At 69.8% G+C, this 17,359-nt stretch carries 17 protein-coding genes and 1 pseudogene; 10 read left to right on the top strand and 8 right to left on the bottom strand.

Annotated elements, in window-relative coordinates:
- Positions 1-163: 163 nt before the first annotated feature.
- Positions 164-649 (bottom strand): carboxymuconolactone decarboxylase family protein, encoded by a 486-nt coding sequence (locus HZS56_RS08605; protein WP_216720116.1) that lies wholly within the window; start codon positions 647-649, stop codon positions 164-166.
- A 163-nt stretch (positions 650-812) separates the two neighbouring features.
- Here HZS56_RS08605 and HZS56_RS08600 point away from each other — a divergent pair, with 163 nt between their 5' ends.
- A complete protein-coding gene (locus HZS56_RS08600) occupies positions 813-1,874 on the top strand; it encodes an RNA polymerase sigma-70 factor (protein ID WP_216720097.1) in 1,062 nt (353 codons plus the stop codon).
- Here the strand turns inward: HZS56_RS08600 and HZS56_RS08595 are convergent.
- Positions 1,864-2,712 carry a helix-turn-helix transcriptional regulator gene (locus HZS56_RS08595; protein ID WP_216720096.1) on the bottom strand — a complete coding sequence of 283 codons (849 nt, stop codon included), beginning with the start codon at positions 2,710-2,712 and terminating at the stop codon, positions 1,864-1,866. The genes HZS56_RS08600 and HZS56_RS08595 overlap by 11 nt on opposite strands.
- Positions 2,713-2,852: 140 nt before the next feature.
- Between HZS56_RS08595 and HZS56_RS08590 the strand changes: the two genes are divergently transcribed.
- Positions 2,853-3,632, top strand: coding sequence for an NAD(P)H-dependent oxidoreductase (locus tag HZS56_RS08590; RefSeq protein ID WP_216720095.1), 780 nt, complete (start codon positions 2,853-2,855; stop codon positions 3,630-3,632).
- 13 nt (positions 3,633-3,645) lie between these two features.
- Here the strand turns inward: HZS56_RS08590 and HZS56_RS08585 are convergent, their stop codons facing one another.
- Complete coding sequence (locus HZS56_RS08585; RefSeq protein ID WP_216720094.1) at positions 3,646-4,521, bottom strand: ArsR/SmtB family transcription factor; 876 nt, start codon at positions 4,519-4,521, stop codon at positions 3,646-3,648.
- 110 nt (positions 4,522-4,631) lie between these two features.
- Here HZS56_RS08585 and HZS56_RS08580 point away from each other — a divergent pair, with 110 nt between their 5' ends.
- Entirely contained in the window at positions 4,632-5,252 is a 621-nt protein-coding gene (locus tag HZS56_RS08580; RefSeq protein ID WP_216720093.1) for a TOPRIM nucleotidyl transferase/hydrolase domain-containing protein, read from the top strand.
- 21 nt (positions 5,253-5,273) lie between these two features.
- Here the strand turns inward: HZS56_RS08580 and HZS56_RS08575 are convergent, their stop codons facing one another.
- The gene (locus tag HZS56_RS08575) at positions 5,274-6,134 is read right to left on the bottom strand and encodes an SDR family NAD(P)-dependent oxidoreductase (protein ID WP_216720092.1); all 861 of its coding nucleotides are present in this window, start codon (positions 6,132-6,134) and stop codon (positions 5,274-5,276) included.
- An 81-nt stretch (positions 6,135-6,215) separates the two neighbouring features.
- On the opposite strand from HZS56_RS08575, the gene HZS56_RS08570 reads away from it, so the two are divergent.
- Positions 6,216-6,821: an acyl-CoA-like ligand-binding transcription factor gene (locus HZS56_RS08570; RefSeq protein WP_253913935.1), complete on the top strand. Its 606-nt coding sequence runs from the start codon at positions 6,216-6,218 to the stop codon at positions 6,819-6,821.
- A gap of 91 nt (positions 6,822-6,912) precedes the next feature.
- On the opposite strand, the pseudogene HZS56_RS38085 reads toward HZS56_RS08570, so the two are convergent.
- A pseudogene (locus HZS56_RS38085) lies at positions 6,913-7,290 on the bottom strand (DUF6879 family protein); the annotation flags it as partial.
- 100 nt (positions 7,291-7,390) lie between these two features.
- Here HZS56_RS38085 and HZS56_RS38080 point away from each other — a divergent pair.
- Both HZS56_RS38080 and HZS56_RS08565 read left to right on the top strand, forming a co-directional pair.
- Positions 7,391-7,651 carry a protein-L-isoaspartate O-methyltransferase family protein gene (locus HZS56_RS38080; protein WP_308408029.1) on the top strand — a complete coding sequence of 87 codons (261 nt, stop codon included), beginning with the start codon at positions 7,391-7,393 and terminating at the stop codon, positions 7,649-7,651.
- The gene (locus tag HZS56_RS08565; protein WP_308408030.1) at positions 7,582-8,067 is read left to right on the top strand and encodes a methyltransferase domain-containing protein; all 486 of its coding nucleotides are present in this window, start codon (positions 7,582-7,584) and stop codon (positions 8,065-8,067) included. The genes HZS56_RS38080 and HZS56_RS08565 overlap by 70 nt, the downstream gene beginning before the upstream one ends.
- A 164-nt stretch (positions 8,068-8,231) precedes the next feature.
- Here the strand turns inward: HZS56_RS08565 and HZS56_RS08560 are convergent, their stop codons facing one another.
- On the bottom strand, positions 8,232-8,648 hold the full coding sequence (locus tag HZS56_RS08560) for a DUF1761 domain-containing protein (RefSeq protein WP_216720091.1): 417 nt from the start codon (positions 8,646-8,648) through the stop codon (positions 8,232-8,234).
- A gap of 97 nt (positions 8,649-8,745) precedes the next feature.
- On the bottom strand, positions 8,746-9,156 hold the full coding sequence (locus HZS56_RS08555) for an ATP-binding protein (RefSeq protein WP_216720090.1): 411 nt from the start codon (positions 9,154-9,156) through the stop codon (positions 8,746-8,748).
- 221 nt (positions 9,157-9,377) lie between these two features.
- On the opposite strand from HZS56_RS08555, the gene HZS56_RS08550 reads away from it, so the two are divergent.
- The 4 genes from HZS56_RS08550 (at position 9,378) to HZS56_RS08535 (ending at position 14,273) form a co-directional block, all read left to right on the top strand.
- Complete coding sequence (locus HZS56_RS08550; RefSeq protein WP_216720089.1) at positions 9,378-10,214, top strand: helix-turn-helix domain-containing protein; 837 nt, start codon at positions 9,378-9,380, stop codon at positions 10,212-10,214.
- Positions 10,215-10,220: 6 nt separating this feature from the next.
- Entirely contained in the window at positions 10,221-10,415 is a 195-nt protein-coding gene (locus HZS56_RS08545) for a DUF397 domain-containing protein (RefSeq protein ID WP_216720088.1), read from the top strand.
- Positions 10,416-10,475: 60 nt separating this feature from the next.
- A complete protein-coding gene (gene recD2 / locus HZS56_RS08540; protein ID WP_216720087.1) occupies positions 10,476-12,731 on the top strand; it encodes an SF1B family DNA helicase RecD2 in 2,256 nt (751 codons plus the stop codon).
- 231 nt (positions 12,732-12,962) lie between these two features.
- Positions 12,963-14,273: a citrate synthase gene (locus HZS56_RS08535; RefSeq protein WP_216720086.1), complete on the top strand. Its 1,311-nt coding sequence runs from the start codon at positions 12,963-12,965 to the stop codon at positions 14,271-14,273.
- A gap of 713 nt (positions 14,274-14,986) precedes the next feature.
- Here the strand turns inward: HZS56_RS08535 and HZS56_RS08530 are convergent.
- Positions 14,987-17,350, bottom strand: coding sequence for a heavy metal translocating P-type ATPase (locus tag HZS56_RS08530; RefSeq protein ID WP_216720085.1), 2,364 nt, complete (start codon positions 17,348-17,350; stop codon positions 14,987-14,989).
- Positions 17,351-17,359: the final 9 nt, after the last annotated feature.

The following is a 17,359-nucleotide window of genomic DNA, read 5'->3' as shown; positions in this document are numbered from 1 at the left end:
CACCTCCTTGTGGAATCGATTACACGGAGGATTGGAAACGATTACACGAGCAGGAATCAAGAGGCGGGTTCGGCCCGAGACCCAATCGTGACGGGAGGGGGCGTTGGTGATGCCTCACCAACGCCCCCTCCCGCGTGGACGGTGCCGGAGCGACGACCTCCGGTCAGCTGGTCGCCGCCGCGAGCATCCCCGGCTCGTACGACCCGCCCGGCTGGTGCGTGATCACGGCGAGCCGGTTGGCCGCGTTGATCATGGCGACCAGGCAGATCAGCGCGGCGATCTGGTCGTCGTCGTAGTGCTTGCGCACCAGGGACCACGTCGGGTCGGACACGCCCTCGTGGGCGTCGGCCAGCCGGGTGCCCTCCTCCGCGAGGGCCAGCGCCGCCTGCTCGGCCTCGGTGAACACGGTCGACTCGCGCCAGGCGGCGACCAGGTGCAGGCGGACCGCGCTCTCCCCGGCGGCCGCGGCCTCCTTGGTGTGCATGTCGATGCAGTGACCGCAGCCGTTGATCTGGCTGGCCCGCAGCGACACCAGTTCCTGCGTGGCCTTCGGCAGCGGCGACTCGTGCAGCAGCATGCCCATGCCCGCGAAGCGCTTCGCGAACCGGCCTGCGAACTCGTTCTCGAAGAGGTTGAATCGGATGTCCATGATCTCGTCCTCGTCCCAGCTGTCGGTGTTCTTGCTGTCCCTGCTGTTCCCGATGTCTTGGTGACGCACAGAAGACACCGGCGCTCCGCCCCGTGTGACAGACCGCCGCCGTGACACGGACCACGGCCGGCGGGTGTCACAGAGCCGCGCCGGCCGGTGTCCTGTGCACGTGACACCGCAGGAACCGAACGAACGGGAGAAGCTGGTGACCAGCGAGGACAACGGACGCGAACAGGCCCACGGACGCGAACAGGCCCACGGACGCGAACAGGCCCACGGACGCGAACAGGCCCACGGACGCGAACGGGTCGACGCGACCGGCGACCGAGGTTCCGTGGACCCGGCCACCGAGGCCTTCGTCGCCCACCGCAACCTGCTCTTCACCGTCGCCTACGAGATGCTCGGCTCGGCCGCCGACGCCGAGGACGTACTCCAGGAGACCTGGCTGAAGTGGGCGGGGGTCGAACTCGGCGCGGTGCGCGACCGGCGCGCCTACCTGGTCCGCATCACCACCCGCCAAGCCCTGAACCGGCTGCGCACGCTGGGCCGCCGCAAGGAGTCCTACATCGGCTCCTGGCTGCCCGAGCCGCTGCTGACCACGCCCGACGTGGCGGAGGACGTCGAGCTGGCCGACAGCGTGTCGATGGCGATGATGCTGGTCCTGGAGACGCTGGCACCGGTCGAACGGGCGGTGTTCGTCCTGCGCGAGGTGTTCGACCTCGGCTACGGCGAGATCGCCGAGGCGGTGGAGAAGAGCCCGGCCGCGGTCCGGCAGATCGCGCACCGCGCCCGCGCGCACGTCGCGGCCCGCCGCCCGCGCGGGGAGGTCTCGGCCACCGAGTCCCGCAAGGTGCTCGCGGCCTTCCAGCGGGCCGTGGAGACGGGCGACCTCCAGGGCCTGCTCGACGTCCTCTCGCCGGACGTCGTCCTGCTCGGCGACGGCGGCGGCATCAAGCAGGCAGTCCTGCGGCCCGTCACGGGGGCCGGCAAGGTGGCCCGCTTCATGCTCGGCGGCCTGGCCAAGCAAGCCGCCGCGCTGTCGCTGGGCGCGGCCCAGGTCAACGGCTACCCGGCGCTGATCGTCCACCTCGACGGCGAGCTGGACACCGTACTGGCGGTCCGCTTCGACGAGGGCCGCATCACCGGCCTCTACGCCGTCCGCAACCCGGAGAAGCTGTCGCACATGCACCGGGAGACGGCGCTGCGCCGCCGAGCTACTCGCTGACCCGGGCGCCCGTTGCGGGACGCGCGGCTCTCCCTGCCACGTCCAGACCCGCGAGCAGACGCAGCCCGTCCTCGGCGGGGCTGCCGGGAGCCGCGGACAGCACCAGCAGTTCCAGGCCCGACGAGTCCGGCAGCGCGAAGTTCTCCTGGTGCAACTCCAGCAGTCCGACCAGCGGGTGCCGGTACGCCTTGCGTCCATGGGTGCGGGCACGGACGTCCGCGCGGGCCCAAAGGCGGCGGAAGCGCTCGCTCCCCATCGCCAGCTCACCGATGAGCGAGGCCAGACGGGGGTCCTCGGGGTACTTGCCGGCGGCCAGGCGCAGGTGCCCGACCACGTCGAGGGTGCACTTCTCCCAGTCCGCGTAGAGGCCGCGCTCCGCCTCCTCGAGGAAGATGTGCCGTGCGGTGTTCAGGCCCGGCAGGGGCCGCCCGTAGAGGAGCCCGGCGAGGCGGTTCCCGGCGAGCACGTCCAGGCGGTGGTCCATGATCAGCGCGGGCGCGTCGGTGACCAGTTCGAGGACGCGCAGCACCTCTGGTCGGACCCGACCGCTCGGCGCCTTCGCGCGGCGGCGGCGCTGCCGTGCGAGTCGGCCGAGGTGCTCGCGTTCGGTCTCGTCGAGGCCGAGGACGCGGGCGAGTGCGTCGAGGACCTGCTCGGAGGGCTGGGTCGCGCGGCCCTGTTCCAGGCGCACGTAGTAGTCGACGCTGACACCGGACAGGTGCGCGACCTCTTCGCGGCGCAGCCCTTCGACGCGGCGGCGGCTGTCGATGGCAATGCCGACTGCCGCCGGGTCGACCCGGGAGCGCCGGGTCCGCAGGAAGCCCGCGAGATCGTCCATGGCTCCAGTATGGGTGCGGGTCGTGCCCGGGACGGTGGTCCTGCCGATACCAGGAAGTCCCGTCCTACGGAAGCGGCGCCCCTGAATACCGGGCGTCGTGGCGGCCAGACTCCGAGGGGTCCCGATCCGAAGGAGTTCCCGTGAACACGCTGATCGTCTACGCCCACCCGGAGCCGGATTCCCTCAACGGCTCGCTGAAGGACCTCGCCGTATCCACTTTGGACGCCGCCGGGCACGAGGTGCGGGTGAGTGACCTGTACGCGATGAACTGGAAGGCGGCGGCGGACGCCGCGGACTACGGCCCGCATGCCTCGAGCCCGCTCAGGGTCGCCCGGGACTCGGGACGGGCCTTCGACACCGGGACGCTCACCCCGGACGTCCGTGCCGAGCAGGAGAAGCTGTTGTGGGCGGACACGATCATCTTCCAGTTCCCGCTGTGGTGGTACTCGATGCCCGCGATCCTCAAGGGCTGGGTGGACCGGGTCTTCACCTACGGCTTCGCGTACGGCGTCGGCGAGCACAGCGACACCAAGTACGGGGAGCGCTTCGGGGAAGGCACTCTGGCGGGCCGGAAGGCTCTGCTGTCGGTGACCGTCGGCGGTCCGCAGTCGCACTACGCCGCTCGCGGCATCAACGGCCCCGTCGACGATCTGCTGTTCCCGATCCAGCACGGCATCCTCTACTACCCGGGCATCGGGGTACTGCCGCCGTTCGTGCTGCACGGCGCCGACCGGTTGACCGACGAGGAGTACACGGACGTCGCCAAGGCGTGGGAACAGCGTCTGCTCACCCTGGAGTCGACCGAGCCGATCGCGTTCCGCCCGCAGAACTCCGGTGACTACGAGATTCCCTCGCTGCAGCTGAAGGAAGGACTGGAGCCCGCCGGCCGCACGGGTTTCGGGCTGCACGTACGCGGCTGACCGGAAGGGTTCCTCAAGCCCCGGGCAGTTCAGGAGCCTGGTCAGGGTCCGGCAGCGTCTCCCCGGTCTCCAGGAGCGTCTTGAGGCCGGAGAGGAGGGCGGGCCAGCCGTGCTGGATCATCTCGCGGGCGGTGCTGCCGGGCTCGAACCCGTCGTGCACGACGGTCAGTTTCACCGTGCCGCTCCCGCCGAGGTCCTCGATCTCGAACGTGACCCCGGACCGCCGCTCGGCGGAGAGCCGGGCGAGTGTCCCGTCGTCGATCCCGTTCCTGCGGGCCCACTCGGGGGTGAAGGTGTGCCAGGTGTACGACAGGCGCCGGTACGGCTCGGCCTCGAGCACGACCTGCTCGGGATCACGGGTCTCGACGTCCCGCTCCCGCCACACCACGGGCGACCCGGCCACCCAGTCGGTGCCGAACTCGACCCCCCAGTAGCGCCGGGTGAAGCCCGGATCGGTCAGCCCCCGCCACACCTGCTCCGGCGTGCTCCTGATGTAGGTCGCGTAGACGAACGCGTTGCTGTCCATGGGGGTGCCCTCCAGCGCGAGCTTGAGATCGGCGAGCGTGCGTGCCCGCTCGCGGTCGTAGCGGCTGATCCAGCGGTCGGCGATGGCGTTGATCGGCTCGGCGTTGAGGTAGTGCAGCTTCTCCCGGCCCCGCCGGACGGTGGTGACCAGGTGGGCGGCCTCCAGCAGCGCGAGGTGCTTGCTGACCGACTGCCGGGCCATGCCCAGACCGGCGCACAGCTCGCGCAGGCTCTGCCCGTTGCGCGCGTTCAGCCGGTCCAGCAGCCGCCGCCGGCTGCCGTCGGCCAGAGCCTTGAAGACTTCGTCCGCTGCGAAGTTCCCCTCCGCGCCGAAAACCTCGTCCGCCTCGAAAACCTCATCCATCTCCGCCCCTCCGACATGCAGCCTATTGGCTGCCTTTCACGATAGGCAGCTGACGGGCTGCATGTCAAAACCCACTACCACGACGGCGACCGGGGGCGGACACTTTCCCCATGGCGGACATGGGGACGTTCCGAAGCGCGGTCACCGAGTGGGCGGCCGCAGGCGCCACCGGCATCCCCGCACAGGACCTTTTCGACCGGGAGTCCGTCCACACCGCCGTCCTCCTCGAAGGGCCGAGCGACGCGGCGGCGGTCGACGCGATGGCCGCGCGGCACGGCCGGGACCTCGCGGCGGAGGGCGTCTGCGTCCTCCCGATGGGCGGCGCGATGAGCGTCGGCCGCTTCGCCGCCCTCCTCGGCCCGTCCGGCCTCGACCTGCGCCTCATGGGCCTGTGCGACGAACGCGAACAGGGCTTCTACGTCCGTGCCCTCCGGCGCGCCGACGCCGCACCCCGCGACCTCTTCGTCTGCGCGGCCGACCTGGAGGACGAACTGATCCGCGCCCTGGGCGTGCCGGTGGTGACCCAACTCGTCGAGGCGGAGGGCGAGTCGCGGCAACTGCAGACCTTCCTCCAGCAGCCCGCCCAGCAGGGCCGCCTCGCCCAGCAGCAACTCCGCCGCTTCCTCGGCACCAAGTCCGGCCGCAAGATCCACTACGGCCGCGTCCTCGTCGATGCCCTGGCCCCGCACCACGTCCCGGCGCCGCTGGAGGGGTTGTTCGCGGCGCTGTGACCCGCAACCCGCCGCAGCCCGCTACGCCGCGCCGGACAGGCGCCCGGCGAGCAGTTCCTCCGAGCGTTCCCACAGCCGCCGGGCGAAATCCGCGTCGGCTGCCTGCGGGTTGCGCGGCTCGACGTCCTTGCGCTTGTAGTAGTAGGCCCCGGGCCGCCAGTCCTTTCCCGGGGTGCCTTCCGCGAGCCACACGATCTGGTCCGCACCCTGCTCGGGTGTATTCAGAAGGGCGCGCCCGATGAGCGGTTTCGTACCCACGAAGCGGACGAAACGCATGATCGGGCTGGTGGTGTCGGAGGCGAAGTTCGTGGAGATGTTGCCCGGGTAGAAAGAGGCGGCCGAGAGGCCGTCGGCGTGGTGGCGCCGGTGGAGTTCCGCCGTGAACAGGATGTTCTCCAGCTTCGACGCGCCGTAGGCGTGCACCGGGTCGTAGTGGCGGTCGTGGTCGAGGTCGTCCAGATCGATCTCCTTGGCGAACCTCACCGTGCTGGAGGTCTGGAGCACCGACGCCCGCGACGCGATGAGCGTGTCCAGCAGCCGCCGCGTCAGCAGGAACGGCGCGAGGTGGTTGACCTGGAAGGTCTTCTCGAAGCCGTCCACGGTCTTGCGCCGCGTGCCGAATACACCGCCGGCGTTGTTGGCGAGCACGTCGATCCGCGGGTACGCGTCCCGCAGTTGGCCGGCGAGCCGCTCGACGTCGTCGAGGCGGGTGAAGTCGGCGACGTAGCTGTCGGCCGAGAGTTCCCCGGCGACGGCGCGGGTCTTCTCCGCCGAGCGGCCCACCACGACGACCGTGTGCCCGTCCGCGTGCAGCCGCCGCGCCGCGGCCGCCCCGATGCCGTCGCTCGCGCCCGTGATGACGACCACCTTGGTGCTGCTCATCGCTCATCCACCCATTTCACGTAGGACTGCATCCCGTACATGAGACACAGTACCATTTTCGATTTGTAGTACCGTGAGGCTATGAGTCCTCAGCAGACGGCGGGCGGCGCACGGGAGCGGGCGCGCCAGGCCATGCGCGCAGAAGTGGGCAGGACGGTGCAGGACCTGGTCCTGGAGCGCGGCTACGAGGAGACGACCGTGGAGGACATCTGCACGGCCGCCGAGATCTCCCGCAGCACGTTCTTCCGGTACTTCTCGTCCAAGGAGGAGGCCGTCCTCGGTGCCGTGGCCGATTCCGGCGAGTACCTGCGGGACGCGCTCACGGCCCGCCCGCCCGCCGAAGCGCCCTGGGCGGCCCTGCGCCGCGCGCTCACTCCGCTGATGGAGGAGTACGAGGCCGATGACGAGCGCACCCGACGCCTCACCCGGCTGATCATGAACACACCGCCGTTGACCGCACGGCACCGGGAGAAGAACGCGCGGTGGCACGACTTGCTCCGCCCCGAGATCGCCCGCCGCCTCGGAGCCGATCCGGCCGACACCTCCGACCCCCGCGCCAACGCCGTGATCGCCGCGGCCCTGGGGTGCGTCGAGGCGGCCCTGCTCGCATGGACGTCGGGCGACCGTCCCCGGCCCCTCCCGGAAATCCTGGACCGCGCCATGGGGGTCGCCTTCGGCGCGGAGTAGCGCGGCATCCTGCGGGAGGCGCCGCCAGAGGCCCCGTCACTCCATGGCCGTCAGTGCGTTCGCGATCAGTGTGCGCGCGGCTGCACCTCGGCAGCAATGTCCCGTCGAAGAGCCAGAAGTCGTTCCCGGGCAGGGCGATGTCCGTGGCCCGACGCCGTGACAGCCACCGCACGTCCTCGCCCGCCGTGACGTTGGCGTGCGTGACGTAATGCTCCCAGCGGATGTACTCAGAAACAGGCTCGGAAACGACACGGGCCCGACGAATGCTGACACCCCTTGCCACCGTGTCCGCGATCAACTGGTCATACGGATGCCACCAGGCATCCCTGTCCGCCCAGTTGATCCGCTCCCCGCGCTGCCATGCCCGAAAGCGTTCGGTGGGAGCGTAGGAGTCGCGCAATTCCAAGTGCATCGCCGAACGTTCGCACTGCCCCAGCAGATCAGCGAAGCTGGGCACGCTCGACGGCATCACATGCCTCCCGGATCAGCGGAATCATTCGGGCGGGAATCCTGACGACGGCTCCTACGCCGGCCCGAAGAAGGGGCGCACGCCGACCAGTTCCAACTCCATGCCCACCATGGTGTTCACCATGCTCGATGCTCTCGACACAGAACCAGGGCAACGGGTACTGGAGATCGGGACGGGCACGGGCTGGAACGCCGCGCTCCTTGCTCACCGCTTCGGAGCCGATTCCGTCGTTTCCGTGGAAGCGAATCCGCGCACCGCCGAGGGGCACGAAATCGGTTGGCGCTCGCCGCTGTGTACCCCTCGGTGCACGTGGGGGACGGAACCCTCGGCCACGACGCGCATGCTCCGTACGATCGCGTGATCGCCACCTGCTCGGTGGGCAGCGTGCCCACAGCATGGCGGGAACAGACGAAGCCCGGTGGACGCATCGTGACGCCGTGGGGTCCTACCTATGGTGGTGAGGCGGTGGCGCGCCTGAGCGTCGACGAGGACGGGTCGGCCAGTGGTTCCTTCGTCCGATCGTCGGCCTTTATGCGCATGGACGTGCAACGCAAGCGTCTGCCACCGACTCGCGCCTACCTGGACGGTCAGGGGTGGCCGGCGACGGGCGTGACGACCGATACGGGACTGTCACCCGACGACGTGGGGGACTGGATCCCAGGTCGTACCCGGTTGTCCAGTGCGGCCCACGGGCTCTCTGGCATGAGTTGGAAGCAGCCTGGCGCTGGTGGACCCAGCAGGGCCGTCCCGGCTTCGAACGCTTCGGCCTCACAGTGAACGACGAGGGTGAGCGTCTGTGGCTGGACAGCCCCGATCAATTGGTTCCGGTGCAGACGCCGTAACAGGCCCTCACGCTTTGGGCCCACGAACGCCCGCGGCAGCACTCGGAAGCACACCTGGCCCGGGCACTCGTCCGCACCACCCCGCCGAATCCCTGGCACTCAGCGCATCAGCACCAGGATCACGCTGCTGAGCACTCCGGTGATCACGAAGTACGGGGCGTTGAGCACGCCGTAGTAGAGCGGGCGCGGGAAGTTGGGGTTGATGGCGATCTGGAAGGTCATCGCGCTCAGGTAGCCGACGCCGACGAGCAGGCCGAAGACGATGGCGTCGCCGGTGCCGGTGATGTCGAGTGCCTCGACGAGGACGGCGCTGGTCAGCAGGGTGACGAGGATGCACACCAGCGGGCCGAACGTGCTGACCGGCGTCGACGCGGGCGCCGGCGCGCCTTCCCGTCCGAGGGCGACGGCGTACGGCTTGGCGATGACGGCGCCGAACCACGCTCCGGCGATCAGGAACGAGGCGACCGCCGCGATCAGGACGGCGAGCCAGTTGATGTCGGCGAGGACGGAGAACACGCGAGACTCCTTGCGAACGAGCGGCCCGTGCGGCCGCCGGTGGAAGGAGTCTCGACTCCGTAGCGGACAGGTTGTGGCCGGTACTCGGCGCCCTGCGTCAGCCCGCCAGTTCGCACCACACGTACTTCCCCCGGTTGCCGTGCCGGGCCAGCGGATGCCACCCCCACCCGTCCGCGCAGGCCCGCACCAACTCCAGCCCCCGCCCCTCCTCGTCCAGATCCTCCGCCCGCCCGAACACCACGGGCGGCTCCGGCGGTTCGGGGTCCGCGTCCCACGCCCCGATCCGCAGCGTGCCCGGCGGCGACCAGCGGACACGCAGGGCGGCGGGCCCCTTGGTGTGCCGTACCGCGTTCGACACCAGCTCCGTGGCGAGCAGTTCGGCGACGTCGACGAGCCGGATCAGTCCGTGCATGGTGAGGATCAGCCGGAGGGTGCGGCGGCTCACGGTGACGGCGCGCAGGTCGTTGGGGATGTAGAGGGAGTACTCCCACGGATCGTTTTCGGGCATGCGGGGCTCCTCGCAGAGGGCGGTGGGGTGAATGACGCGGGTCCGGTGTCATTGCCGCCGTCGTCATGGCAGGGCGGGGCGGTGCGCTTCCGGTGGCCCGGTGCCGCACGGTGTGCGGTGCGTCACCGACGGTAGATCTAAATTTAGGGACGCGGCAAGTCGATCGCGTAATCTGACGCCCGAACGAGTTGCAGCAACAGACGTTTGGGAAAGGCCAGTCGATGGTGAAGAGACGCGATCCGACGGCGCGTCAAGTGCGACTGGCGACCGAACTGCGCAGGCTACGGGAGGCCGCCGGCCTCAACTCCCGTCAGGCAGCCGCGCTGCTCGGCGTGGCTCCGGCCCAGATCACGCATATCGAGTCGGCGCTGGCGGGAGTGAGTGAGCAGCGCGTGCGCCGCCTTGCCTCGCACTACGCGTGTACTGACGAGGAGTTCGTCGATGCCCTGGTAACGATGGCCACCGACCGGACGGTCGGCTGGTGGGAGGAGTACCGAGGGCTCTTGCCCACGCCATTCCTGGACCTGTCCGAGCTGGAACACCATGCTCGTTTCCTCCGTCATGTGGCGATCCTGTATGTCCCTGGCCTGCTCCAGACTGAGGACTACTCGCGTGCGGTGTTCTCCTCCAGGCTGCCGGAGCTGACCTCCGAGGAGCTGGAAGTGCGCATTCAGCACCGCAAGGCGCGCCAGGGTTTCGCCATCCCGTACGAAGCAGTGGTGCACGAGGCGGCGCTGCGAATCCGAGTCGGTGGCCGCGCCACCTCAAGGGCTCAACTGGCCCGGCTCCTGGAGCTTTCCGAAGCGGACCACATCACCGTGCGGGTCATCCCCTTCGACCTGGACGGTTTCGCCAGCGCATCCAGCACGATGACGTACGTCGGCGGCCCCTTGTCCAAGTTGGACACTGTGGTCCGTGATGCGCTGCATGGCTCGGCGTTCATCGATTCTGAGGCTCAACTCAACACCTACCGAACGAGCTTTCGTACAGTGGAAGCCGCGTCACTCGCCCCTGGACAGTCGCGTGACTTCATCCACAGCCTGGCGAAGGAGCTATAGGAACCCATGGAGAACTGGCGGAAGTCGTCGTACTCGGGTCCTGGCGACGGCAACGAATGCGTGGAGATCGCCAACTCACCCACCCACGTAGCCGTCCGGGACAGCAAAGTCCCCGCCCGCGCCACCCTCAGCTTCCCGCCGGAGGCCTTCGCCCCGTTCCTCGAAGCCCTCAAGGAGGACGCTCCCCGGCGTATTCCATGACCGGAGGGTATTGAACGGACCCGGGCCCCTGCTGTCAGTCCTCACCGGTACCGTCGCACCATGTCCAACCAGTCCGCGACCGCCGCCCCCGGCGAGCGGCGGCTCGCCACGCTCGAAGGTGTGCTGGAACGCGTCACGTACGCCAACGAGGAGAACGGCTACACGGTCGCCCGCGTCGACACCGGCCGTGGCGCCGGCGACCTGCTGACCGTCGTCGGTGCGCTGCTCGGCGCGCAGGTGGGGGAGTCGCTGCGGATGGAGGGGCGCTGGGGGTCGCATCCCCAGTACGGCAAGCAGTTCCACGTCGAGAACTACACGACCGTCCTGCCCGCCACCGTCCAGGGCATCCGGCGTTACCTCGGGTCCGGGCTGGTCAAGGGCATCGGGCCGATCTTCGCCGACCGGATCACCCAGCACTTCGGCATCGACACGCTCACCGTCATCGAGGAGGAGCCCAAGCGGCTCATCGAGGTGCCGGGGCTCGGGCCGAAGCGGACCAAGAAGATCGCCGACGCCTGGGAGGAGCAGAAGGCGATCAAGGAGGTCATGCTCTTCCTCCAGACCGTGGAGGTGTCGACCTCCATCGCCGTGCGGATCTACAAGAAGTACGGGGACGCCTCGATCTCCGTGGTGAAGAACCAGCCCTACCGCCTCGCCGCCGACGTCTGGGGCATCGGTTTCCTCACCGCCGACAAGATCGCCCAGTCGGTCGGCATCCCGCACGACAGCCCGGAGCGGGTGAAGGCCGGGCTGCAGTACGCGCTGTCGCAGGCCACCGACCAGGGGCACTGCTACCTCCCGGAAGAGAAGCTGATCGCCGATGCCGTGAAGCTGCTCCAGGTGGACACCGGGCTCGTCATCGAGTGTCTGGGCGAGCTGGCCGCCGAGCCCGAGGAGGGCGAGGATCCGGGGGTGGTGCGGGAGAAGGTGCCCGATCCGGAAGGGGGCGAGCCCGTCACCGCCGTGTACCTGGTGCCCTTCCACCGGGCCGAGTTGTCCCTGGCCGGGCAGCTGCGCCGGCTGCTGCGGGCGGAGGAGGACCGGATGCCCGGCTTCCAGGACGTGGACTGGGGCAAGGCGCTCGGGTGGCTCAAACAGCGGACGAAGGCCGAGCTGGCGCCGGAGCAGGAGGCGGCCGTCCGGCTCGCGCTCAGCGAGAAGGTCGCCGTGCTCACCGGTGGGCCGGGGTGCGGCAAGTCCTTCACAGTGCGGTCGATCGTGGAGCTGGCGCGGGCCAAGAAGGCCAAGGTCGTGCTCGCCGCGCCGACCGGGCGGGCCGCCAAGCGGCTGGCCGAGCTGACCGGCGCCGAGGCGTCCACCGTGCACCGGCTGCTGGAGCTGAAGCCCGGCGGGGACGCCGCCTACGACCGCGACCGCCCCCTCGACGCCGACCTGGTCGTGGTCGACGAGGCGTCGATGCTGGACCTGCTCCTCGCCAACAAGCTGGTCAAGGCCGTGCCGCCCGGGGCCCACCTGCTTCTCGTCGGGGACGTCGACCAGTTGCCCAGTGTGGGGGCGGGGGAGGTGCTGCGGGACCTGCTGGCGCCCGGCAGCCCGGTGCCCGCCGTCCGGCTCACCCGCGTCTTCCGGCAGGCGCAGCAGTCCGGCGTCGTCACCAACGCGCACCGGATCAACGCGGGCCAACACCCCGTCACCGACGGCATGAAGGACTTCTTCCTCTTCGTCGAGGACGACACCGAGGAGGCGGGGCGGCTCACCGTCGACGTCGCCGCGCGGCGCATCCCCGCGAAGTTCGGGCTCGATCCGCGCCGGGACGTGCAGGTGCTCGCCCCCATGCACCGCGGCCCCGCCGGCGCCGGCACGCTCAACGGGCTGCTCCAGCAGGCCGTCACCCCGGGGCGCCCGGACGTGCCGGAGAAGCGGTTCGGCGGCCGGGTCTTCCGGGTCGGCGACAAGGTCACCCAGATCCGCAACAACTACGAGAAGGGCGAGAACGGCGTCTTCAACGGCACCGTGGGCGTCGTCACCTCCCTCGACCCCGTCGAGCAGTGCCTCACCGTCCTGACGGACGAGGACGAGGAGGTGCCGTACGACTTCGACGAACTGGACGAGCTGGCCCACGCCTACGCCGTCACCATCCACCGGTCCCAGGGCAGCGAGTACCCGGCGGTCGTGATCCCCGTGACGACCGGCGCCTGGATGATGCTCCAGCGCAATCTGCTCTACACCGCGGTCACCCGGGCCAAGCGGCTCGTCGTCCTCGTCGGTTCGCGCAGGGCGATCGGGCAGGCGGTGCGGACGGTGTCGGCCGGGCGGCGCTGCACGGCGCTGGACTTCCGGTTGAGCGGCTCCTGACAGGGAAACCCTGCGGTAAACCTCCTGGCCCGTGTGAAAAAAATGATCGATCAAACGAGTCGGAAAGGTCACACAGCACTTCCGTGCGGGCGGGCGAGCGGGCAGGATGAGCAAGTTGGCGGCACTGAGTGCCGCCGATAGGCCCGATGGTCGACCCCGAGTGCACTCTCCTGAGCCAAGTGGGGGATGGTAGAGACAGTCAGGGCACCTCGAAGATGAGGCACTACGTCGGTGAGGGAAGACGTGAGCGAGCACACCAAGAACTCGGTAGTACTGCGGTACGGCGATGACGAGTACACCTACCCGGTGATCGACAGCACCGTCGGCGACAAGGGCTTCGACATCGGGAAGCTCCGCGCCCAGACCGGTCTGGTGACACTGGACAGCGGCTACGGCAACACCGCCGCCTACAAATCCGCCATTACGTACCTGGACGGCGAGGCGGGCATCCTCCGGTACCGCGGCTACCCGATCGAGCAGCTGGCGGAGCGCTCCTCCTTCGTGGAGGTCGCCTACCTGCTGATCAACGGCGAGCTGCCGACCGTCGACCAGCTCGCCTCCTTCAAGGGCGACATCACGCAGCACACCCTGCTGCACGAGGACGTCAAGAACTTCTACAAGGGCTTCCCGCGCGACGCCCACCCGATGGCCATGCTGTCGTCGGTCGTCTCGGCGCTGTCCACCTTCTACCAGGACAGCCACAACCCGTTCGACGAGCGCCAGCGCAACCTTTCGACGATCCGGCTGCTCGCCAAGCTTCCGACGATCGCCGCGTACGCGTACAAGAAGTCGATCGGCCACCCGTTCGTCTACCCGGCCAACAATCTCGGCTACGTCGAGAACTTCCTGCGCATGACGTTCTCCGTGCCGGCCCAGGAGTACGAGCTCGACCCGGTCGTCGTCTCCGCGCTGGACAAGCTGCTCATCCTGCACGCGGACCACGAGCAGAACTGTTCGACCTCCACGGTCCGCCTCGTCGGCTCCTCGCAGGCGAACATGTTCGCCTCGATCTCGGCCGGCATCAACGCCCTCTGGGGCCCGCTGCACGGCGGCGCCAACCAGTCGGTGCTGGAGATGCTGGAGGGCATCCGCGACTCCGGCGGCGACGTCGACACCTTCATCCGCAAGGTGAAGAACAAGGAGGACGGCGTCCGCCTGATGGGCTTCGGCCACCGGGTCTACAAGAACTTCGACCCGCGCGCCAAGATCATCAAGGCCGCCGCGCACGACGTGCTCTCCGCCCTCGGCAAGTCCGACGAACTCCTGGACATCGCCCTGAAGCTGGAGGAGCACGCGCTCTCCGACGACTACTTCGTCGAGCGCAGCCTCTACCCGAACGTCGACTTCTACACCGGCCTGATCTACCGGGCCATGGGCTTCCCGACCGAGATGTTCACGGTCCTGTTCGCCCTCGGCCGCCTGCCGGGCTGGATCGCCCAGTGGCACGAGATGATCAAGGAGCCGGGTTCCCGCATCGGCCGTCCGCGCCAGATCTACACGGGCGTCGTCGAGCGCGACTTCGTACCGGTCGAGGGGCGCTGAGCCTCCAGGCACCCCCGCAGCGCCCGAGAAGAGTCCCGTGCCGCCCCGAGTGGTACGGGGCTTTTTCGTGCCCGCGCGGAGGAGTGTGCTTACGGCAGAAGGGTGTCCGCACAGCAGAAGGCGCCCTGGCGCCGGTCCCCCCACGGGCCGACGATCCAGGGCGCCTTCCCATGCCCCGGTGCGGATTCCCCCCACGGGATCCGGCCGGGCGTCTGTGAGGACAGCGCCTGAATTCGCTGTGCGAGCACAACGAGCAGAACTCGCCGTGCCGATCCTACTAAATCTGCTTTATCTTGCTTTTGTTCTACTTCGTGCCGCTTCGTACTGCTTTGTGTTGCCTTGTGGTGCTTTGTGCTGGCTTGTTGTGCGGTCTGCCGGGACGACGCACCCGGGAGGGCCGCTCAAAGCTTCCCGGTGTACGCAGTCCCGGCAACGCAGCTCTGGGAAAGTCCCCCAAGACGTCCCCAGATGTCAGATTGCGCCCCCCAAGACGCTCACTGACATCGCCAACTTAGACCTTCGAACCCCTTCGATGGTTACCTTCGCATCACTGTGATCTGCGTCTCTTGCATATGTCCATTAGGTGCGCAAGAGCCCCGGTGCCTGGGGTGCGACCCAAGCGTAAGGAAGATGCGCGACTCTTGTGAAGAGCTTATGTGAGAGGAGTGCCGGACTCCAGAGGCACAGCCCCTCGACCTGCGCGGAACGCGAACTCAGTGAAAAGTCCGCAGCCGGAGGCTGTTGGTGACGACGAACACCGACGAGAAGGCCATCGCCGCCCCCGCGATCATCGGGTTCAGCAGTCCTGCGGCGGCCAGCGGCAGCGCGGCCACGTTGTAGCCGAAGGCCCACACCAGGTTGCCCTTGATGGTGGACAGGGTGCGCCGGGCCAGCCGGATCGCGTCCGCCGCCACCCGCAGGTCCCCGCGCACCAGCGTCAGGTCGCCCGCCTCGATCGCCGCGTCCGTGCCCGTGCCCATCGCCAGGCCGAGGTCGGCGGTGGCGAGGGCGGCGGCGTCGTTGACCCCGTCCCCGACCATGGCGACCGTGCGGCCCTCGGCCCGCAGCCGCTCCACCACGGCCACCTTCCCCTCGGGCAGCACCCCGGCGATCACCTCGTCGATCCCGACGGCCGCCGCGACCGACTCGGCCACCCGGCGGTTGTCGCCGGTCAGCAGGACCGGGGTCAGGCCCAGTCGGCGCAGCCCGGCCACCGCCTCGGCGCTGGTCTCCTTGACCGCGTCCGCCACGGCGACGACCCCCCGCGCGGCGCCGTCCCAGCCGACCACGACGGCCGTACGGCCGTTCCTCTCGGCCTCCTCGACGGCCGCGGCCACCCCGGGCGGCAGGACGTCGTGCAGGCGTCCCACGGTCACCTCACGGCCCGTCACGCGCCCGCGTACGCCCCGGCCCGGGACGTTCTCGAAGTCCTCCACGCCCGGCAGCGCGCCGAGCCGCTCCCCGGCACCCGCAGCGACGGCACGGGCCACCGGGTGCTCCGAGGCGTGCTCGACGGCGCCCGCGAGCCGCAGCACCTCGTCCTCGTCGGTGCCGTCGGCGGCGTACACCTCGTGCAGGGTCATCAGACCGGTGGTGACCGTGCCGGTCTTGTCCAGGACGACCGTGTCGACGCGCCGCGTGGACTCCAGCACCTCCGGGCCCTTGATGAGGATGCCGAGCTGGGCGCCGCGGCCCGTGCCGACCAGCAGCGCGGTCGGCGTGGCGAGGCCCAGCGCGCACGGGCAGGCGATGATCAGTACGGCGACGGCGGCGGTGAACGCGGCGACCGTGTCGCCCGTGGCGCCGAGCCACCCGCCGAAGGTGGCGAGCGCGATCACCAGCACGACGGGCACGAAGACACCGGAGATCCGGTCGGCGAGGCGCTGCACCTCGGCCTTGCCGCTCTGCGCGTCCTCGACCAGCTTCGCCATCCGCGCCAGCCGCGTGTCCGCGCCGACCCGGGTCGCCTCGACGACCAGTCGGCCCCCGGCGTTCACCGTGGCGCCGGTGACCGTGTCGCCGACGGCCACGTCCACCGGCACGGACTCGCCGGTCAGCAGGGAGGTGTCCACCGCCGAGGCGCCCTCGGTCACCGTGCCGTCGGTGGCGATCTTCTCGCCGGGGCGTACGACGAACCGGTCGCCCACCGCCAGCCGGTCCACCGGTATCCGCACCTCGCGCCTGTCCCGCAGTACGGCCACGTCCTTCGCCCCGAGCTCCATCAGGGCCCGCAGTGCGGCACCGGCGCGGCGCTTGGAGCGGGCCTCCAGCCAGCGGCCGAGGAGGAGGAAGGCGGTGACTCCGGCGGCGGCCTCCAGGTAGATCAGGGAGGTGCCGTCGCCGCGGGAGACGGTGAGGTCGAAGCCGTGCCGCATGCCCGGCATGCCCGCGTCCCCGAAGAACAGCGCCCACAGCGACCAGCCGAACGCCGCCAGCGTGCCGATGGAGACCAGCGTGTCCATGGTGGCCGCGCCGTGCCGGGCGTTGGTCCAGGCGGCGCGGTGGAAGGGCAGTCCGCCCCAGACGACGACGGGGGCGGCCAGGGTGAGCGAGAGCCACTGCCAGTTGTCGAACTGGAACGCCGGGACCATCGCGAGCAGGACGACGGGGGCGGAGAGGAGGACGGAGACGACCAGACGCTGCCGGAGGGCCGACAGCTCGGGGTCGGCGTCACCCTGCCCGGTGCCGCTCTCCCCGGTGCCCGCCTCGTCGGCGGACGGCTCCGGGGGCGGCGCCGGCTCCTCGGCGGTGTACCCGGTCTTCACGACGGTGGCGATCAGGTCGGCGACGCCGGTGTCCGCGGGGTAGCTGACCCGGGCCTTCTCCGTCGCGTAGTTCACCGTGGCGGTGACGCCGTCCATGCGGTTGAGCTTCTTCTCGACGCGGGCCGCGCAGGAGGCGCAGGTCATGCCGCCGATGAGCAGCTCGACCTCGGCGAGCCCCGGCCCGGTGGCCGAGGCGTCGTCCCCCGTGGGCGGGGCATGCGTGGCTTCCGCGGCGCCGGCGGTGCCTGTGGCGCTCGTGGTGCCTGCGGTGCCTGCGGTGTTTCTGGTGTCTGCGGGTGTTCTCGTGGTCATGGTCCGGGA

The organism is Streptomyces mayonensis (assembly GCF_018982965.1).
In the GTDB taxonomy this organism is placed as follows: Bacteria; Actinomycetota; Actinomycetes; order Streptomycetales; family Streptomycetaceae; genus Streptomyces; species Streptomyces mayonensis.
Note: the sequence above shows the minus strand (reverse complement) of the source record. Positions and strands in the feature narration are given on the sequence as shown.